This window comes from Bradyrhizobium sp. WYCCWR 12699, from assembly GCF_032144035.1.
GTDB lineage: Bacteria > Pseudomonadota > Alphaproteobacteria > Rhizobiales > Xanthobacteraceae > Bradyrhizobium.
Window position 1 is genome coordinate 154584 of the sequence record NZ_JAVTJN010000034.1, and the last position, 18245, is coordinate 172828.

Genomic DNA, 18245 nt, shown 5'->3' on the forward strand with positions numbered 1-18245 from the left:
GAGTTGCCTGGTCAAGCTCCCATGGGAGCCCTCAGGAGGAACGTTTGAGCGTCACCCGCTCGATCTTGCCGACGATGACGAGGTAGGCGAACGCCGCCACCAACGCGTTGAGGCCGACGAACACCAGTGCGCCGTTGAACGAGCCGGTCGCGGCCAGGATGTAACCGATCACGATCGGCGTGGTGATCGAGGAGAGGTTGCCGAAGGTGTTGAACAGGCCGCCGGAGACGCCGCCGGCTTCCTTCGGCGAGGTGTCGGAGACGACGGCCCAGCCGAGCGCACCGATGCCCTTGCCGAAGAAGGCGAGCGCCATGAAACCGACCACCAGTGCCTGTCCGTCGACATAGTTGCAGGCGATGATCGACATCGACAGCAGCATGCCGCCGACGATCGGGATCTTGCGCGCCATGGTCAGCGAGCCGGTCCGGCGCAGGATCGCGTCCGAGATGATACCGCCGAGCACGCCGCCGATGAAGCCGCACAGCGCCGGCAGGGTCGCGACGAAGCCGGCCTGCAGGATCGACAGGCCGCGCTCCTTGACGAGGTAGACCGGAAACCAGGTCAGGAAGAAATAGGTCAGCGTGTTGATGCAGTACTGGCCGAGATAGACGCCGAGCATCATGCGGTTGGAGAGCAGCTGGCGGATGTGGTCCCAGCCGGAGCCGGCCTCGGGCGACCGCGCGCGCGGCAGGTCGTCCTTGGGCGCGTCGAGATCGACCAGCGCGCCGCCGTCCTTGATGTAGTCGAACTCGGCCTCGTTGATCGAGGGATGCTCCTTCGGGCCGTAGATGGTCTTGAGCCAGGCGAAGCCCATGACGATGCCGAGCGCGCCCATCACGAAGAACACGAAGCGCCAGCCGTACGAGTGGGCGATCCAGCCCATCAGCGGCGCGAAGATCACGGTCGCGAAATATTGTCCGGAGTTGAAGAAGGCCGACGCAGTGCCGCGCTCATTGCCCGGAAACCAAGCGGCGACGATGCGGGCATTCGCGGGAAAGGACGGCGCTTCCGCGACGCCGACCAGGAGGCGGAGCGCGAACAGCACCACGACGGCCGTGCCGGCGCTGAGGAAGCCGACCCAGCCTTGCATCAGCGTGAACAGCGACCAGATGATGATGCTGAAGGCATAGACGAGGCGCGAGCCGTAACGGTCGAGCAGCCAGCCGCCCGGTACCTGCGCCACGACATACGACCAGCCGAACGCCGAGAAGATCCAGCCCATGGCGACGGGATCGAGATGCAGCTCCTTGGAGAGCGCGGGACCTGCGATCGACAGCGTGGCGCGGTCGGCATAATTCACGGTCGTGACCAGGAACAACATGGTCACGATAAACAGCCTGACGCGAGATCGCCTCACGTCCGCTGCGGACACCACTGCGCTCATCAGGCGCCTCCTTGAAACTCGAACATTTCCTCCAGGCGACTCCTAGAGGCGCGTGCGGCGGAGTGTCCAAGTTCAAGGCAGTATCGATCGATGCCGTTTTTGGATTGATGGAACGGCAGATGAGGGGAACGATTGCGTGGAGATGGCGAATGCGCTCACAGCGCACTCCATGGTCATTCCCCGCGCAGGCGGGGAATTCAGCATGCCGCAGCGTCTCGATTCAATTGCAGCTGTTACGGATTATTGGATCGTCCGGCTGCGCGGACGATGACATTGAGTTTGCGAAGGCAGCGTTGCTTACTGCTGCGCGCTCGGCAACAGCTGCGGCAGCACCCCGCGCGTCACGCCCGGCGGCACGGCATCCAGTCCGAGCACGGCACTCGCGGCCGGCAATGCCGCATCCGCCATCGCCGCATGCCCCTCGGCGCTCGGGTGCACCGCGCCGCCATAGACGGCGGAGAGCACGCCCCATGTGGCGTCGTGGATGTCGGTCGGCTGGCTCGCCGCCGGCAGCCCTTGCGGATAGGTCATCGCGGCGAAGTAGCTGTCGTTGGCGTCGCGGATCCAGCGCCCGCGGGGCAGGTAGGCGCGGTATTCCGAGGCGCCGCGGCCGCACAGCATCGGCTGGCTCGCTGCGCTCACGATATCAGGATTGAAGCTCTGGCCGTTCTCGGCAAAGCAGGCGCGGTCGAATTCGGGATCGTTGCCCGAATGCGCGCAAAAGCCGTGGTCGGCGAAGGCGGCCTGATGCGCATCGACGAAGGTCATGCGGTCGGCCTCGGGATCGCGGCACAGCGCGCCGCGGGTGCAGGTGGCGAGCGCCTTCAATTGCGGCAAGAACTCAGTGTCGACGAAAGTCGAGACGCGGGCGAGGCGCTGCGGGTCGGCGTTGAAGGACGGATGGATGTCGAACCCGGCGCGGCCGCCGCGGCAGGGCACGCCGCCATCGGCAAGCGCGGGATTGGCGTAGGAGACATAGACGACGTGGGAGAGATCGCCGCCGACCAGCGGCTTCAAGGCCTCGCGCAGCTTGACGAAGTTCTGCGGCAGCTCGCGGGCCAGCGCATCCCGGGAATCGTCGACGCTCGCCATCACGCCGGAGCGGCGGAACAGCGCCCGCTCGGTCGCGGTGTCGACGATGACGTCGGCGACCAGGCCGGAGAAATAGACGTCGTTGGCGCCGGCCGAGATCAGCACGAGGTCGAGCGTGCGATCGGGCTGGCGCTTCTTCGCCGCGGTCAGCGCCTCGCGCAGCTCGGCGACCTGGGCGTTCACGCTGGTGTTGCAGACCCCGGTCTTGCCGGGCGGGCATTCGCGGGCGCGCTGCGAGCCGAGCAGCCCGTCGCTGATGCTGGCACCGGTGCAGGCGAGCGGCAGATAGGTCACGGCAATGTGGGTGTAGCGCACCGCGAGGGCCAGCGCGGTGCGCGTCTGGTAGCTGTACAGCGAGCGGTGGCAGGGCGCGTTGAACCAGAGCGCACTGTAGCGTTGCCAGTTGGCGAGCGTATCCGGCGCCTCGCAGGCGCGGCCGCCCTTGTAGCCGTGGCGGCTCGGCCGATAGTACTGCCCGCCGGCCGTGCCGAGATAGGAGCGGAAGCAGAAACCTTCGTCGGACAGCGCCAGCGGCCGGTCCGGATTGCCCTCGCCCGAGGCGATGCTGTCGCCGAGGCCGGCGACGAAGACGTCGCGGACCTGGATCTCGGTCTGGACCTTCTGGGTCGGATCGGAGCCGGAGGAGACATCGACGGTCGCGACCGTCGGCTTGCCGTAGCGGACACGCAAATTGATCGGCTCGGCGCAATCGAAGGTCGATTGTTGCGGGCCGTCGCCGTCGTCGAACGACCAGGCGCAGATGGCGCCGACCGGCACCGCGCCGACGAGGCGTACGGTGACGGGATGGTCGATCGGGGTGAGGTAGTTTTCCTTGGTGTTGTCGCGGGTGCAGGGCTGGTTGACGCGGCCCTGAAGGTCGATGCAGAGGCGGTTGACCATGTTGCGGGCCCAGCCGCGGCCCTCGCTCTGCTGCTCCAGCGATTGTTCTGCGGCGAGGATGTTGCGGTTACGCGCATTCTCGACATGGAGCAGGAAGTCGCGCTCCTCGCGGAACAGCCGGAAGCGATTACGTACCTCCCAACTGATCTGCAGCGTGCCGGCATCCTGGGCGGCGGCGCGTTCGGCCGGCAAAACGGTCAAAAGCCCGGCCAGCAGCAGGGCGCAGGCGGACAGGGTACGAAGGAATACAGGGATCATGGCCCGCGTCTTCAACGGCAAAGTTGAGGCGGAAATAAGAGAGCATTGCGCCGCCGCCCGCAACCCTTTGGTCCGGGCCGACCATTTCAGCGCTTGTTGGCCTGCCGCAGCAACCGCTCGCGCTCCATGGGCGTCACCTCCTTGGGCAGATTGGCCTGGGCACAGGCCTCCGCCAGCCGCCGCCGCTCCTGCCAGGGCTCCACCACGTTCATCCAGAGCTCGCGGGTGCCCATGATGGAGATGGCAAGGCCGAACGGGATCACGAAATAGAGAATGCGAAACACCAGGAGCGTCGCCAGGAGCTGCTCGCGGCCGAATTCGGGCAGCGCCAGCAGCATGGCGGCGTCGAACACCCCGATCGAGCCGGGCGCATGGCTGGCGAAGCCGAGCAGCGTCGCCAGGATGAACACTACGGCGAGCGACATGAAGTCGATCGGCGGGTTGGCCGGCATCAGGAGGTACATCGCCGTGGCACAGAAGCCGAGATCGACCACCCCGATCAGGATCTGGACCAGGGTCAGCGGCGCGGAAGGCAGCACCACCTTCCAGCCCTTCTGGCCGAGCTCGCGTCGCTTTTCGCCCATGCAGAGCCAGACCAGATAGGCGCCGATCGAGGCGAGGCCGCCAAGCGCGATCAGCCGGTTGATCGACGACGGCAGCTGATCCATCGAGGACGCCGCATCCGGATGGATCGCCATGCCGATCGAGAGCACGAAGATGTTACCGAGCCAGAAGGTCAGGCCCGACAAGAAGCAGATCTTGGCGACGTCGATCGCGTTCAAGCCATAGTCCGAATAGATCCGGAAGCGGATCGCGCCGCCGGTGAACACGGTGGCGCCGATGTTGTGGCCGATCGAATAGGACGTGAAGCTGGAGAGCGCCGCGATGCGATAGGGCACGTGCTTCTTGCCGATCGTTCGCAGTGCAAAAAAATCGTAGAAGGTCAGCGTACAGAACGCGAAAAACACGCAGATCGCCGCCAGCCCGATGCTGCCGCGGGGGATCTCGGTTAACGCAGTCAGGATGACCCCGGTATCGATGCCCTTGAGGGTCCGCACCAGCGTGGTGATCGCGAAAGCGATGATGAAGATGCTCGCGGCAACGCCAAGGCGTCGCCAGCCGATCCATCTCTTGAAGCCGCGTTTCAGCGCGGGCAGCAGTCCGTGCATTCATCCTCCCGGCGGGGGGCAAGACCGACCGGGCCAGGCATTGGCCAGTCGGGTGTGATCATGGCCAAAGGCAGGCATCGATCGCTCGACATGATCCAGCTCATTTAAGGCAAAAACAGCGGCTTGTGCAGCCCTTGACAACAAGAGGTTCTGCGCTGGACCGGCCACTTTGTCATACGTGGTTCACATCGAAGGCGCGTTAAGCATATGAGTCGTGAAACCGGCCGGCTCGTGCGTTCGTATGGGCCCTATGATTTCAGGTCCCGGCGCCGGCCGCATTGTTCCAGCGCAAGCCTTACGGGTCTTTTTTGGAACGTCGATGCCGGGCGCTCGTTGGGCCCCATCAGCAACCGAGCATGGCGGAATAAGCGGCTTTTCGTGCAGGCCGCGGCCTTCGTGTTCCAAGAACCGGAAGAGGACGGAACGATGGGACTGTTCACAAAAGACATCAAGACCATGAATGACCTGTTCGTGCACCAGCTCCAGGACATCTATTACGCCGAGCAGCAATTGACCAAGGCGCTGCCGAAGATGGCGAGCAAGGCCACGGATCCACAGCTGAAACAGGGCTTTTTGACGCACCTCGAGGAGACCAAGGAGCACGTCAAGCGGCTCGAGGAAGTGTTCAAGATGCATGGCGTCCCCGTGAAGGCGGTCGACTGTCCGGCGATCGACGGCATCATCGAGGAAGCCGACGAGACCGCCGGCGAAGTCGCCGACAAGGCGGTGCTCGATGCCGCGCTGATCAACGCGGCGCAGGCCGCCGAACATTACGAGATCGTGCGCTACGGCAGCCTGATCGCCTGGGCCAAGCAGCTCGGTCGCAACGATTGCGCCAGCGTGCTCGCCAAGACGCTCGAGGAGGAAAAGGCGACCGACAAGAAGCTGACGACGCTCGCCGAGAGCAAGGTGAATTTGCGCGCGGCGAGCTGATGCAAGGCCAATCATGATTGGCGCCGCGCGGTGGTCCGCGCGGCGCTTTCACGCTTAACATCATTATTCGGTCGTTCTCGAAGCATGACGGCGGGTTAAAGGCGTACATGTCGCATGGGGCTGCAATCGAGGTGCAGCATGCGAGCCAACACGATCAAATATGAAACCTTCGACGGCAGGGCCGACACGCCACGCGCGGGCTCGGCTCTTGCGACTTCTCTCACGCTGGCCGCAATGAGTCTCGGCTATGGCGTGGTGCAGCTCGACGTCACCATCGTCAACACGGCACTCGATGCGATGGGCCGGGCGCTCGGCGGCGGCGTCGCCGAGCTGCAATGGGTGGTCAGCGCCTACACCATCGCGTTTGCCGCCTTCATCCTGACGGCTGGCGCTCTCGGCGACCGCATCGGCGCCAAGCGCGTCTTCATGGCGGGGTTCGCCATCTTCACCGCGGCCTCGCTCGCCTGCGCGCTGTCGCCCAATGCGGCCGTGCTGATCGGCGCCCGGCTGGTCCAGGGGCTGGCGGCGGCGATCCTGGTGCCGAACTCACTTGCGCTGCTCAATCATGCCTATGCGGACGACCGCGCACGCGGCCGCGCCGTTGCGGTCTGGGCAGCCGGAGCCAGCCTTGCTCTCACCGCCGGCCCCTTCGTCGGCGGCGCGCTGATCACGCTGGTCGGATGGCGCGCCATCTTCCTGGTCAATCTGCCGATCGGGCTCGCCGGCCTGTGGCTGAGCTGGCGCTATGCCCGCGAGACCACACGGGCGCGCTCGCGCGAGGTCGATCTGCCCGGCCAGCTTGCCGCGATCGGCGCGCTGGGGGCGCTGGCCGGCGCCATTATCGAAGGCGGTGCGCTGGGTTGGGGACATCCGGCGGTGATCGCAGGCTTTGCCGGCTCTGCCATTCTCGCTGCGCTCTTCATCTGGCGCGAGCGGCGCGCGGCGCAGCCGATGCTGCCGTTGTCGCTGTTCGGCCACAGGCTGTTCGCGCTCACCTCGCTCGTCGGCCTGCTCGTCAACATCGCCATCTACGGCCTGATCTTCGTGCTCAGCCTGTACTTCCAGCGGATCAACGGGCTGTCGGCGTGGTGGACCGGGCTTGCTTTCGTGCCGATGATGGCGGCGGTGCTGCCGATCAATCTGCTGGCGCCGCGCCTCGCCGAGCGCATCGGCGCGTGCCCGACCATCGTCGTCGGTGCCTGCGTGTCGGCGCTCGGCTGTCTCGGTCTGCTGTGGATCGCGGCCGACACGAGCTATTGGATGATCTGCGGGCAGATGATCGCGATCAGCGGCGGCCTAGGGCTATTGGTACCGCCGCTGACCTCGACCTTGCTGGGCAGCGTCGACAAAGCGCGCTCCGGCATCGCGGCGGGCGTCCTCAACGCGACGCGGCAGACCGGCAGCGTCCTCGGCGTTGCCTTGTTTGGATCGCTGATCGCGGGAACAGGCGCCTTCATGGAAGGCCTGCATGTGTCGTTGATTATTTCAGCGGCGGTCTTGTTGCTGGCGGCGGCGGCGATCGGCTTCGGTGCACCGGCGCGAGAATGACAATGTGAACGAATCCGGACATCCGCCATTTACCATTCGCGGACCGGTCATGTAGCCGGTTACCGATCGTCCACCTCTGTTGGTTCAAGTGCGAGTCCATAGGGACGGGGCCCGCAATGTATCAAGTTCTCTACTGTCTTACCGAGGAGCACGATCTGCGCCTCGTCGCGCTCGGCGGTGCGGTGTGCCTGCTCGCCAGCGCCGCGGCGATCAGCCTGTTCCATCGCGCGCGTGCGACGCACGGGCTCGAACGTCTTGCCTGGATCGGCCTCGATGCCGCCGTCAGCGGCTGCGGCATCTGGGCGACGCATTTCATCGCGATGCTCGCCTATGGGCCGGGAGGCGCGGGCGCCTACAACATCCCGGTGACGATCATGTCGCTGATCTTTGCGATCGCCGTGACCTTCGTCGGGCTGAGCATCGCCGTATCGTCCTCGCGCGCGGCGTGGGTCGCCCTTGGCGGCGCCATCGTCGGCACCGGTGTCGCGGCGATGCATTACACCGGCATGGCGGCGCTGGAGATACCCGCGCGGGTGGGCTGGATCGGAAGCACGGTTGCTATCTCGATCCTGTCCGGAATTCTCTTTGCGGCGCTTGCCCTGTTCGTGGCGGCGCGACGCGATGACCTCTTCCATGCGCTGACGGCGACTGCGCTGCTGACGGTCGCCATCGTGGCACATCATTTCACGGCCATGAGCGCGGTGCTGCTGACGCCGGATCCGACGCTCGCGATCAGCGGCCTGTCGATCCCGCCGGCCTCGCTGTCCTTCCTCACTGCCAGCGCCGCGGTCGCGATCATCGCGATCGCCCTCGTGGCCGCGCTGCTCGACCGCCGCACCAAAGGCGAACTGGGGGCCCAGCAAATGGTGTTGGACACGGCGCTCGAGAACATGTCGCAGGGGCTGTGCATGTTCGACGCCGACGGCAAGATCATTCTGTTCAACGAGCGCTATGCGGCGATGCTTCGCCGCACCGACATCGCGCTGACCGGCCGCCGGCTGGTCGACATCTTGCGGGACGAGCAGGCCAAGGGCCAATGGCAGGGCGATGCCGATGAATTCTTCGCCCGCCTCGTCGCCGACGCGCGCGAGGGCCGCACCACGACTGACGTGGTCAACCGGTTCGGCCGCTCCATCCGGGTGGTCAACCAGCCGATGCACGGCGGCGGCTGGGTCGCGACCTTCGAGGACATCACCGAATGGCTGGAGGCGCAGGCCAAGATCTCGCACATGGCGCGCCATGACGCGCTGACCAGCCTGCCGAACCGCGTGCTGTTCCACGAGCAGCTCGAGCAGGGGCTGCGCCGGACAAGGTCGGGCGAGCAGCTCGCGGTGCTCTGTCTCGATCTCGATCACTTCAAGGACATCAACGACTCGCTCGGCCATCCCATCGGCGATGCGCTGCTGAAGGAGGTCGGCCGCAGGCTGAAGGCCGTCGTCGACGAAAGCGACACCGTGGCGCGGCTGGGCGGCGACGAGTTCGCGGTGGTCCAGATCGGACGCTCCGAGGAAACCGCCGCGAGATCGCTCGCCCGCCGTCTCGTCGAGGTCATCTCGGCACCGTACGAGATCGACGATCATCAGATCGTGATCGGCGTCTCGATCGGCATCTCGCTGTCGCCGCAGGACGGCAGCGACCCGGACGAATTGCTGAAGAATGCCGACCTCGCGCTCTACCGCGCCAAGGCGGACGGCCGCGGCACCTATCGCTTCTTCGAGACCGGGATGGATGCCCGCGCGCAGGCGCGGCGGCTCCTGGAAATGGATCTGCGCGCGGCGCTGCAACGTGGCGAGTTCGAGCCGTACTACCAGCCGATCCGCGACGTCATCAGCGGTCGCGTCGTCGCTTTCGAGGCGCTGCTGCGCTGGAACCATCCGCACCGCGGCCTGATCGCACCCATCGACTTCATCCCGCTGGCCGAGGAGACCGGACTGATCGTCCAGCTCGGCGAATTCGTGCTGCGCTCCGCTTGCATCGACGCGGCGAGCTGGCCTGACGACGTCGACCTCGCCGTCAATCTGTCGCCGGTGCAGTTCAAGAATCCGAACCTGATCGCGTCCGTGACCGAGGCGCTGGCCGCTTCGGGGCTCGATGCGCGACGCCTCGAGCTCGAGATCACCGAATCGGTGCTGCTGCAGAACAGCGAGGCGACGCTGACCACCCTGCACGAGCTGCGCGGCATGGGGGTGCGGATCTCGCTCGACGATTTCGGCACCGGCTATTCGTCGCTCAGCTATCTGCGCAGCTTCCCGTTCGACAAGATCAAGATCGACCGCTCGTTCGTGTCGGAGCTGGCGACGCGCGAGGATTCCATGGCGATCATCCGCGCCGTGACCGGCCTCGGCCGCAGCCTCGGCATCGTCACCACCGCGGAAGGCGTCGAGAATGATGCGCAGCTCGAGCTGCTCAGGCGCGAGGGCTGCAATCAGGCGCAGGGCTATCTGTTCAGCAAGCCGCGGCCGGCCTCCGACGTGACGATCATGCTGGACCGCCCGCGGCTGCTGGCGTCGGCGTGAGGTTCAGCCGCGGCGCAGCGCGAAATGGGCGCCGCAGAACGCCATGACGGCGCCAAGGCATAGCGCGGCGAGCCCGGCGAGCACGCCCGAGACGGTTGGGATCGGGCTCGGCGCCGAGGCCACCTGACCCGCGCCCGCGAGCAGGAGCACGCCGACCGCGATCAGGAACTGGCGCATCCGCTGCGGGATCTGGCCGGACACGGCGCTCTGCATCAAGCTCGCGGTGAAATAGCCGCCGGAGAATCCGACCGTGGCGATCAGCCACCAGGCAATCGCCGCGCCCGCGGGGATGAACTCGGCCGTGTCGGAGCGCCAGAGCCCGCCGAGGTCGAGCCCGTAGCGCGCGCCCAGCATGTGCACCGCGAGCGCCAGCAGCACGCCGGAGATCATTGCGGCGCCGAGAATCAGACGGCGCGGAAAAAAGGTCGTCTCAACCATGCCTCGCTTGTAGGATGGGCGAGGGCGATCGCGCAAGCGGATCGCCGGCGGGATGGCGCGGACGGGATCGCGCGGACGGGATCGGTTGTCGGGATGCAGGGTTCGGAGGCCGAGGCCGCGCCAGTTGTGAGCTATGCCTACAAGGCGTCGCTGATCGGCTCGGCGCATCGCTTCGAGCTGACGGAGCAGGGGCTGTCCTGGCACATCTCCGGCCGCTCGGGCCTGTGGCCTTATGACGAGATCAGCGCAATCCGGCTGTCGTTCCGCCCGGTGTCGATGCAGCAGCACCGCTTTCGCGCCGATGTCACGCACAGGAGCGGCCGCCGCATCGCGATCCTGTCGACGAGCTGGCAGACCGCGGCGCTGATGGCGCCGCAGGACAACGGCTTTCGCGCGTTCATCGTCGAATTGCATGCGCGGATGGCCGAGGCCGGCAGCCACCCGGCGCTGACCGCCGGGCTCGGCCGCACCGCCTATGCGATCGTGCTGGCATTCCTGGCGGCGCTGACGGTGGTGATGGCGGGCCTGTTGATCCGTGCGCTGATGATCGGCGAGCTCGCCGGCGCGATGTTCATCGTCGGCTTTGCCGCGCTGTTCGCCTGGCAGGTCGGCGGCTTCGTGCGGCGCAACCAGCCACGCGCCTATACCCTGGCGCGCCTGCCGCAATCGCTGCTGCCGTAGCCTTGCAACCGGCCGCTGATCGATTGTCAGCGGGGCCTGCCGTAGGGCTCGGAGCAATCCGAATAAACGCCGATGAGCGGCCATGGTCCGAGCGGACATCCCGGCGGAACTTGTACTCGGCTGGAGGCGCGTCGGCGCAAGGGCCCCCGCGATCTACTCCGTGGAGTCGAAATCCTCTTCCTTGGTGCCGAGCAGCGACACGATGGTGCGCAGGCCGGAATCGAGCTGCTCGAAGGTGGGCGGGGCGAGTGCGAGGCGCACCGCGTTCGGGGCATGACCGTGTGCGATGGCGAAGGTGGAGGACGGCGTCAGTGCAATGCCGCGCCGGGCCGCAGCGGCAACAAAGGTCTGCGAGCGCCAGTGCGGCGGCAGCGTCAGCCACAGATGATAGGAGCGCGGGTCGGCGGCGAGCTGGTAGCCGGCGAGCAGCCGTGCCGCGGTCTGCTGACGCCGCGAGGCGTCGATGCGTTTCAGGCGCGTGAGCTCGGCGACGGTGCCGTCGGCCATCAGCCGCTGCCCGGACGCCAGCGCATGGCCGGAGGCGATCCAGCCGCCGGTGCGGACCGCGCTCATCACGCTCTCGCGCAGTTGCGGCGGTGCCACGAGGATGCCGAGCGCAAGGCCCGGCGCGACCTTCTTCGACAGGCTGTCGATCACGATACAGCGGTCCGGCCCGAGAGCTGCCAGCGGCGTGTCGTCGGCGAGGAAGCCGTACACGGCGTCCTCGATGATGGTGAGGTCGAGCTTTTCGGCGACGCGCATGATGTCGGCGCGCCGCGTCGCGTTCATGGTGACGCCGAGCGGGTTCTGGATGATGGGCTGCAGATACAGCGCCGACAGATGCGCCTCGCGATGCGCCTTCTGAATGGCATCGGGCCGCGCGCCGTACTCGTCCATCGGAATCGGGACCAGCGTGATGCCGAGCCGCGCCGCGATGCTCTTGACGTAGGGATAGGTGAGCGCCTCGACGCCGCAGCGGCCGCCGGTGGGCACGAGCGCCGCGAGCGCGGCCGCAAGCGATTGCTTGCCATTGGCCGTGAAGACGATCTGCTCGGCCTGCGGCGCGAAATCCTTGCGCGCGAGATAGGCGGCGGCCGCATTGCGCGCGCTCTTGGTGCCGGTGCTGGTGGAGGCGCGCAGCGCTGATTCGAGCGCATCGACGCGCTCCAGTCCCGCAAGGCTCTTGGCGATCATCGCCCATTGCTGCGGCAATAGCGGGTAATTGACCTCGAAATCGATCCGCGCCTCGCGCGGCTCGCTCAACGCCTCGACCTCGCGCCTGATGTCGCCGGAGATGAAAGTACCGCGGCCGACCTCGCCGACCACGAGCCCACGGCGGAGCAACTCCGTATAAACCCGGCTCGCGGTCGAGACCGCAATGCCACGGTCATAGGCAAAATTGCGCTGCGGCGGCAGCCGATCGCCGGGCCTTAACGTGCCGTTAGAGATATCCGAGGCAATGGCATCGGCAAGCTTCACGTACTCGAACTTGGACATTATTGCACCGAGAGCAATGTTTTACTTGCTCCGAGTAGTGTACTGAAGCATTTAAGTTCCATCAAGGTCCGCGATTGAGCCGAGGAGAGCGAGAGCAATCCGACGGCAAATGAGGTGCAGACGCCCAGTGCGTCCGCGCCAACGGCATTTGCTTTCGCCGCGCGGAACGACAGGCCGGAGAAGAAAATGACCACGATCTCGCAAACTGCCGGGCGGAGTTTACGCCCATCCTCGACGGGCGGATTTTTCACCACGCTCGCCCACGCCGCTTATGCGCTGTTCGATCGCCTCGAGCGCCGTACCGCCGTCAAGACGCTGAACGAGCTCGACGACCGCGCCCTGCGCGACATCGGGATCACGCGCAGCCAGATCGAGGACGCCGTCTACGGGCAGTTCAAGTCCGAGCTGACGCGGTATCTGTAAGCCATCACTGTCGCGTCCCGGACGCGCAGCAACGCGTTGCTGCGCAGAGCCGGGACCCAGGGGCCGCGCACACGCTGCAACATGGGCCCCGGCTCTGCATCGCACCGCTTCGGGCTGCGCTGCGTCCGGGGCACAAAAGCGGAGTTTGTCGCGCGACTGCTTCCAGTTCGTCATTGTGGACACAGCATCTTCATTGCGGACACAGTCCGTATGATGGGTCGAGCACTTGCGAAACCCATGATGCTTCCCCGCACAAGAATGATGGGTTTCGCTTCGCTCTGCCCATCCTGCAATTCTGCAGACGCGGCTTCGCATTCTCGCGGCGCGTTTCGCCCGAGCTTTGCTTGATCTCTTCGCCCTCATCGAAAGAGGGCGCAGGGAAGGCCAGGAGCCGGTTGGCTCCCGTGGACCGCCATGCCAAGGGCAGACTGCGTGTGCTGCTGCATAGCGGAGAACAGGGCAACCGGGGACATCCCGGCCTTCCCTGCGCAGTGGTTTGAACGGCTTATGTCGTGCTCTCCCCGGGGAGCGTTGCACTATTGCCCCCGTCGCCTTGCGGATGGCTGACGCGCGAACCCGGTCGGGCCGCCACATCACCACAAGACTTGACGCACAGACTGCGGGCGCCAGGACCACACGATTTTGCCGTACGCTGATGGCACCGGTCGTGTGCGCGATGGCCTTGCTCACGGTTGCCCGCCCTGCAAAAGCCCTTCGCGCCGGTATCATCAGCGCCCACCGCCGCCCGGCCCGCGTTCGTGACGATCGCGATACGCCCCTTGTGCTTGGGCCGGGTTGCCGCGACACATGCGCGATTTCCGAATTTCGGTAAAGCGGAATATTTTCCGCGGCGCGCGTTGACCCATAGCTCGGGTGTTTTGCCCGGCGGCAGCGCAAGGGATTGTGGCTGCGCAGCCCTCTTGCTGGGGAACAGTCCCGGAGAAGGGCTCGCCATCGCAAGCAAAAACGCCGCCCGCTTGAAATGAAGCGCAGGCGGCGGCTGATCAGCCCCGGGAGGGTGAGAGTAAAATCCCGATACCAATAGGTCTTTACGCAGAGGGCGTAGGTTCAGCCCACTGGAGATTGAGACCTAAAGCGGCGCCAACAGGCCCGGCGAGGTCAACCACTTGTTGACCTCTCCGGCAACATCGATCTGCCGGGCTTTTCGCATAAGCTCCGAGCGGCGGATACCAGCGGGCATCCCTTTGGCCTGCTGGCGAAGGTTGAGTGCCTCTTGCGCCAGACGATATTCGAATGTCGATGATGGTTCTGGGAATCGTCGAGCCAAGATTTTCATGCTCCGCTGCGGGGTAAAGCGGGAGCGCAACTCGCGTTCACACCACCGATAGATGCTACGGGCCGCTCGGCGGTGGCGAGACAATGCGACTCTATCTGCTGGATAGCGAGTGCTTTATTTCGCTTCCGCGCGGGAACTATCTGTGAAACTCAGCAGCCGCGGCAAATATTCTTCAGCTTCGCGGCGGTTCGTGCGTCTTCCGCAAGAAACGGATCCTTGTCACCTGACGATGAGCTGATGCTCGCTTGGGCGGGTCTCGCTGTTCTCGGAGGAAATGCCGCATCGTAACACGACAGGCGCGCGTTGGTGCTTTCGATCGCACGGCAGTTTGGCTCCGCCGCCACAGCTGCGGTCGTGGATGTGCCCACCACCGCCGCCAGCAAGAGCGCTCTGGTCCATGTGCTCGTTCGGGCCGGCGTCATGCTGAACACTCCATATTACTTGGTTGTACTCGCCCAAATGGGCCGCTCGCCGGTCCAGGCCGGCAGGGCATCCCATTCGGACCAGCGCATCCTGCGCTCCTCGTTTCCGACCCTCACGAACACGAAGGGAGCATCGTCCCGACCCGTCTTCGAACCCGTGAAAACCGCCGGAACGCCGTAGGCATCTCTGATGATTGCTGTGTTTGCCATTGCCGCCTCCTGTCTCGGCTCGCGTGCTCGCGAGTTGGCTGAAGCGCCGCGCTTGCATTTTGGCGCGGGTCATTGACGGACCGCCCGCCGCTAGAGACCGGCCACGATCGCGATCAGCAGCACGAGGAAGATAGGCACCAGTAAAGGTGGCACGAGCCACTCACGAATGTCGAATTTGACCGAATCGGACATCTGACCGCCTTCTGTCGGGTGGAGGCGGGAGCGCGATGCTCTCAGTCACCGATAACAGCCAAGAAGCGCGCGGTGATGCCAGCCTTGTAGCACTCGCCTTGCCAATTAGCGAGATCAATCTCGTCGATCTTGCGTGCAATGACCCGGACGAGCGGCTCATACCAGTTCATCAGTCCACACCTTGAAGCTGATGAGCTCGCCTGGTCCGAAAATATGAACAATCGGAACATCCGCCGCATCGCGGCCTTGGGCGATCAGGACACGGCCGATGCGCGGGGTGTTGTTGCGTGCATCGAAGGTGTACCAGCGACCGCCAAGGTAGGCATCGAACCAACCCGCAAAGTCGCCGGGGGCATGCGGCGGCGGAATGCCGATGTCGCCGAGATAGCCGGTGCAGTAGCGCGCTGGAATGTTCATGCAGCGGCAGAACGCAATGGCGAGATGCGCATAGTCCCGGCAGACGCCCTTCTGCTCGTTGAAGACCTCCCACGCCGTCATGGTCGCCCGCGCGTGCTCGTATCCGAACGCGATGTGATGGTGGACGAAATCGCAGATCGCCTGGACGCGCGCCCAGCCGGGCGCCGTTTTCTCGAACAGCTTCCACGCGATGTCGGAAAGCCGATCTGTTTCGCAATACCTGCTGCCGAGCAGATAGAGCAGGGTGTCCGATGGAAGATCCTCGACCGCGTGCTGCGTGGCTGAAGGCACGATCACATCGGGCAAGCCGCTGTCGCGCACCGTTCCGTCGGCAGTAAGGCGCATGCGGCCGCGGGGCGCAACCATCCGGCTGCACCAGTTCCCGAAGCTGTCGCGGTAAGGCGTGATCGGAACGGAAGGCGAGGTGATGAGGTGATCCGGTACGACAACATCGGATGCCCGCGTGAAATGCGTTCCGACCATCGCGATCAATGGCGTGACTTGCGGGAAGTCGTAGACCATTTCGAAGCCGACCCGAATCTGCATGCTTAGGCCTCGGCTCCAACTGCGCTGACTGGAATTGGCCGGCGGATGAGTCGGGTTGGCTCGAACTCAGGTCGGCATCGCTGCGACAGTCCGGTCTGCGGCGTCGCTGAAGAGGAAATGGCTATGCAGCTGACCGAGCGCAATGCCAAGTGCGGCAACGCCAAGGCACGTCCCATCACCATGCCGTGTCCGACCATCCCGAGCGGAGGGCGCGGTGCTCGCCAGCATTCGCGGCGGCCATTGTCTAGTGCAATGTCGCGGCAGCGGCTTCGTCGATGGCCGCCATCAAATCGGGCGTCGCAGATTGATGGACCATATGACCGACGCCGGCGATCCGGTGCAGTTTGCTTTGCTTGATCTCTTCGTGGAGCCTGACCGAATGCGTTTCGATGTCGATCAGACGGTCGTCCTCACCCCCGATGATGATCGTGGGCATCCTGAGCTCACTATAGGTCTTCGCAGCGACAAAAGCCGCCGGGACCATCAAGGCCGCTTCTGCGGCACTGGCACGCATCTGTGCTGGCCGTACAGCCATTGCCTTGGGAAAGTCGGCGAATTTCTCGGGCACTGTGCGCGGGCCGAATAGCTTGCGCAACATCACAGGCCACATCAGCCGCCCGAAGATCGGGGATATTGTGTAACTGATGATATCGCCGAGTCCAGGGATTGCAGGTGCCAAAGAGGCCGTGGCGTCGGTGCGGGCGGTCGGGAAATAATATCCCGACGCCAGCACTAATGCTTCGACCAGCGATGGATGCCTGATCGCTAGCGCCACTGCGAGCGACGCTCCCCATGAGTGTCCCAGCACAATCGCGCGCTGAACGCCCAGACGGCCGAGTGCTTCCCCGAAAAGATCTGCCTGGGTCTCAGGGGTCCAAACCGCATTGCGGGGCCGCAAGCTATGTCCGAATCCCGGGCGGTCGAAGACGATAACCCGGTAGTTTTTGGCGGCCAGATCAATCAAGCCGCTCGACTCGAAGTCCTGGATCATGCTGCCGTTGCCATGAAAGAGCACCAGTGGCCGGCCGTTGCCGCGCTCTACATAGTGCAGACGCACGCCATTGACCTCGATGAACCGCCCCTGTGGCGGATTATCGCGTTGTGCCTTCCTGGCAAGCTGGCGATTGATGAGAGCTGTCCCCAGAAGCACCGCTCCAACTCCAGCAACAGCGGCGACCGCGGGATATTGCCTTGCGGCACTGAGCCAGTTGGAGACGAGCGAAGGGGAGCGTGTGCGCAGCAAGGTCATGGCAGTACCTCAGTGGGTCTGCACGATGCCTCAGGGCAGAATGAGAAATGTTGCAGGTAGTTCAAACGAGGGCGTCGTCCGTTGGTTCCTGTGCGGCGCCCAAATCTGATCGTTCTTCTTGTAACCGCATTCACTCTTAGGCAAAGCGCCGCACCTGCACGCGGGCAGGTTAGCGCCAGTCTGTTGCGGGCCCAGATGCCTAGCCTGGGCCCGGCGTCTCGTCCTTCTTCGGCGATCGCAACGCCGGAGAGGAGAGCCAATCATCCATATGTGCCGCCATCTCGGCCTGCCGGGCCCTTTTCGTTGCAGCTTCCCGCAACGGGCCATGCGGTAGCAGCTTCGCTTCCTCTCTTAGCTTTGTAGCCTCTTCGAGGAGGCGCTCATTGAGCGATTTTGTGTGTTTGAACCGGTGACGCTGCATCTGGCGTTCCTTTCCGTGAGGGCGGGAGCGCGATCAGGCGTTCTCATCACCGATGATAGCCGAGAGCCGGGCGGCGATGACGGTGAACGTTCCAACCGAGAAACTGTTCCATCCTATCATGCTCTACGAACTCGCCGCTGGTGTAGCGCACGACGTGGCCGGCGCTGGAGCCGAGGAAATAGGTGCGCATCGCCGATTCGAGGTCATCCCAGGGACAGCCATAAGCTCGATCATCTTCGGACCTCTCGGGCTTGCGGCGAGGCCGTGTCGCGGCGCCGTGCTGGCGCCGGTGCCGGATGTCGAGCCGTCGCAAGCGCGAGATGACGCGGCCGCCGAGCAGGGTGATGCGCGCCGCGGCCCGTTTGACGATGAACAGGATCGTCGCGACGCGGCTCAGCATGCCGACCAGGATGAGGACAGAGAAGATGTCGATATAGGCGAGGAAATCGCCGATCAGCATCAGTTCCGGTGGAATCGGAATCCTGTGATAGTAGGCCACGACGATGATCGCGATGGGGATCAAGGCTATGACCTTGCGGATCGTCAGTCGATCCATCTGCGCCGCCAGTTGGACGACCAGCACCTCCCACAGCGCATCACCGATCGCGAGCGGGACCTCGTAGGTCCATCGTCGCCACCATCGCTTCATGGC

15 protein-coding genes are annotated in these 18245 nt (G+C 64.9%); 5 read left to right on the forward strand and 10 right to left on the reverse strand.

Translation table 11 applies throughout. The annotated features are described in order from the left end of the window. Nucleotides 1-31: 31 nt before the first annotated feature. From RPS27_RS24220 to RPS27_RS24230, 3 genes are all read right to left on the reverse strand, one after another. A complete protein-coding gene (locus tag RPS27_RS24220; RefSeq protein WP_211419759.1) occupies nucleotides 32-1384 on the reverse strand; it encodes an MFS transporter in 1353 nt (450 codons plus the stop codon). Between the two features lie 297 nt (nucleotides 1385-1681). After that, complete coding sequence (locus RPS27_RS24225) at nucleotides 1682-3634, reverse strand: hypothetical protein (RefSeq protein WP_313754671.1); 1953 nt, start codon at nucleotides 3632-3634, stop codon at nucleotides 1682-1684. A gap of 86 nt (nucleotides 3635-3720) precedes the next feature. Then, nucleotides 3721-4803, reverse strand: a complete 1083-nt coding sequence (locus RPS27_RS24230) for a YbhN family protein (protein ID WP_194403273.1) — start codon at nucleotides 4801-4803, stop codon at nucleotides 3721-3723. A 426-nt stretch (nucleotides 4804-5229) separates the two neighbouring features. On the opposite strand from RPS27_RS24230, the gene RPS27_RS24235 reads away from it, so the two are divergent. The 3 genes from RPS27_RS24235 (at nucleotide 5230) to RPS27_RS24245 (ending at nucleotide 9800) form a co-directional block, all read left to right on the forward strand. Beyond that, entirely contained in the window at nucleotides 5230-5736 is a 507-nt protein-coding gene (locus tag RPS27_RS24235; RefSeq protein ID WP_194403272.1) for a ferritin-like domain-containing protein, read from the forward strand. 138 nt (nucleotides 5737-5874) lie between these two features. Continuing rightward, nucleotides 5875-7284 carry an MFS transporter gene (locus RPS27_RS24240; protein WP_313754672.1) on the forward strand — a complete coding sequence of 470 codons (1410 nt, stop codon included), beginning with the start codon at nucleotides 5875-5877 and terminating at the stop codon, nucleotides 7282-7284. Nucleotides 7285-7400: 116 nt separating this feature from the next. Beyond that, on the forward strand, nucleotides 7401-9800 hold the full coding sequence (locus RPS27_RS24245) for an EAL domain-containing protein (protein WP_313754673.1): 2400 nt from the start codon (nucleotides 7401-7403) through the stop codon (nucleotides 9798-9800). A 3-nt stretch (nucleotides 9801-9803) separates the two neighbouring features. On the opposite strand, the gene RPS27_RS24250 is transcribed toward RPS27_RS24245, so the two are convergent. Beyond that, nucleotides 9804-10238, reverse strand: coding sequence for a hypothetical protein (locus tag RPS27_RS24250; protein WP_211419755.1), 435 nt, complete (start codon nucleotides 10236-10238; stop codon nucleotides 9804-9806). Between the two features lie 93 nt (nucleotides 10239-10331). Here RPS27_RS24250 and RPS27_RS24255 point away from each other — a divergent pair, with 93 nt between their 5' ends. After that, the gene (locus RPS27_RS24255; protein ID WP_313754674.1) at nucleotides 10332-10919 is read left to right on the forward strand and encodes a hypothetical protein; all 588 of its coding nucleotides are present in this window, start codon (nucleotides 10332-10334) and stop codon (nucleotides 10917-10919) included. A 153-nt stretch (nucleotides 10920-11072) separates the two neighbouring features. Here RPS27_RS24255 and RPS27_RS24260 read toward each other — a convergent pair whose 3' ends face one another. Next, the gene (locus tag RPS27_RS24260) at nucleotides 11073-12416 is read right to left on the reverse strand and encodes a PLP-dependent aminotransferase family protein (protein WP_313754675.1); all 1344 of its coding nucleotides are present in this window, start codon (nucleotides 12414-12416) and stop codon (nucleotides 11073-11075) included. A 186-nt stretch (nucleotides 12417-12602) separates the two neighbouring features. On the opposite strand from RPS27_RS24260, the gene RPS27_RS24265 reads away from it, so the two are divergent. Further along, a complete protein-coding gene (locus RPS27_RS24265) occupies nucleotides 12603-12839 on the forward strand; it encodes a DUF1127 domain-containing protein (RefSeq protein ID WP_212068756.1) in 237 nt (78 codons plus the stop codon). 1090 nt (nucleotides 12840-13929) lie between these two features. Here RPS27_RS24265 and RPS27_RS24270 read toward each other — a convergent pair. The 5 genes from RPS27_RS24270 to RPS27_RS24290 form a co-directional block, all read right to left on the reverse strand. Further along, nucleotides 13930-14136 (reverse strand): hypothetical protein, encoded by a 207-nt coding sequence (locus RPS27_RS24270; RefSeq protein ID WP_313754676.1) that lies wholly within the window; start codon nucleotides 14134-14136, stop codon nucleotides 13930-13932. 865 nt (nucleotides 14137-15001) lie between these two features. Next, nucleotides 15002-15130: a hypothetical protein gene (locus tag RPS27_RS24275; RefSeq protein WP_256438851.1), complete on the reverse strand. Its 129-nt coding sequence runs from the start codon at nucleotides 15128-15130 to the stop codon at nucleotides 15002-15004. Beyond that, the gene (locus RPS27_RS24280) at nucleotides 15117-15923 is read right to left on the reverse strand and encodes a transglutaminase family protein (protein WP_313754677.1); all 807 of its coding nucleotides are present in this window, start codon (nucleotides 15921-15923) and stop codon (nucleotides 15117-15119) included. The genes RPS27_RS24275 and RPS27_RS24280 overlap by 14 nt, the downstream gene beginning before the upstream one ends. 244 nt (nucleotides 15924-16167) lie before the next feature. Then, nucleotides 16168-17172 (reverse strand): alpha/beta hydrolase, encoded by a 1005-nt coding sequence (locus RPS27_RS24285; RefSeq protein ID WP_313754678.1) that lies wholly within the window; start codon nucleotides 17170-17172, stop codon nucleotides 16168-16170. A gap of 467 nt (nucleotides 17173-17639) precedes the next feature. Further along, nucleotides 17640-18242 (reverse strand): hypothetical protein, encoded by a 603-nt coding sequence (locus RPS27_RS24290; protein ID WP_313754679.1) that lies wholly within the window; start codon nucleotides 18240-18242, stop codon nucleotides 17640-17642. Between the last annotated feature and the right edge of the window lie 3 nt (nucleotides 18243-18245).